General features: G+C 44.6%; 1 protein-coding gene. It reads left to right on the forward strand.

What is annotated here, in order from left to right:
- Positions 1-401: 401 nt before the first annotated feature.
- A complete protein-coding gene (locus AS151_RS04095; RefSeq protein ID WP_071515790.1) occupies positions 402-890 on the forward strand; it encodes an HAD domain-containing protein in 489 nt (162 codons plus the stop codon).
- The last annotated feature ends 153 nt before the right edge of the window (positions 891-1,043 follow it).

Genomic DNA, 1,043 nt, shown 5'->3' on the forward strand with positions numbered 1-1,043 from the left:
TAATAGTAACGGACAACAAATGCTTGTTCTCCATCTTAAACCACATCAAAGTCACCGCGATGGGGATGAATCCCAAAAACTAGCTCGTAGGGTGGGCAATGCCCACCCTACGATTTCAAATGTGGTTTTGATATGGTGGATTTCGGATAAGTAGCGATCGCTTTTTGTTCGTATACAATAATAATAGTAACGGACAACAAATGCTTGTTCTCCATCTTAAACCACATCAAAGTCACCGCGATGGGGATGAATCCCAAAAACTACTTCTTGCCCTATTAATTCTCCCCAATCCATTTCCTCCCAAACGAGCATTCAATATTTTTTCATGCGCCATCCTCGCAGGTAAATCTGTATCTCCATCTTTTGACCAATTGCATCTTCCCACAAACGGGATAACCAAAATGTGGATATTTTTAGACATTGACGGCGTTCTCGTTCCAGAGAAAAAATTCGATCGCCCCATCGAAGAAAGCGAAATTTTATCCTTCGATCGCACTTGCTTGCACAACTTTGAGAACGTCTTGCGCGAACATCCAGACGTTTTCGTGGTGATTTCCTCCTCGTGGCGAGAATTGTTTTCCCTAGATGCTATACTGCCGTTGTTCTCTCCCGATATCGCCAAACGGATTGTTGGATTTACTCCTTTTCTAGACCCCAAACATCTTCATCAATTCCAGTATATTCGCTATCAAGAAGTCCTGGCCTTCTTGCAACAGCATAACGCATTACGCGATCGCTGGGTAGCTGTAGACGATATCCAGGAACACTATCCCCCAGATGCAACCGTAGTAGTTACTGACGCTTATTCTGGATTTGACGAATCTGCAGCTATTGCTCTGGAACTGTACTTGCTATCTGAAAAATGTCAACCCCCGAACACCTATCCATAAAAAAACGCCCTCCCGCAGGAGAGCGCTTTTGCAGTTCCTAAACTCTAGCCCAGCTTAGGAGAACAGATATCCTAGCCTTTGATGGAAGGAGCAACTTGTTCGGTAGCAGCCAAGTCCAAGGGGAAGTTGTGAGCATTGCGCTCGTGCATAACT

The sequence above is a fragment of the Geitlerinema sp. PCC 9228 genome, from assembly GCF_001870905.1.
In the GTDB taxonomy this organism is placed as follows: Bacteria; Cyanobacteriota; Cyanobacteriia; order Cyanobacteriales; family PCC-9228; genus PCC-9228.

Coding starts and splice junctions, on each gene's coding strand:
- AS151_RS04095 (WP_071515790.1), top strand. CDS start 402: ATGTGGATATTTTTAGACATTGACGGCGTTCTCGTTCCAGAGAAAAAA.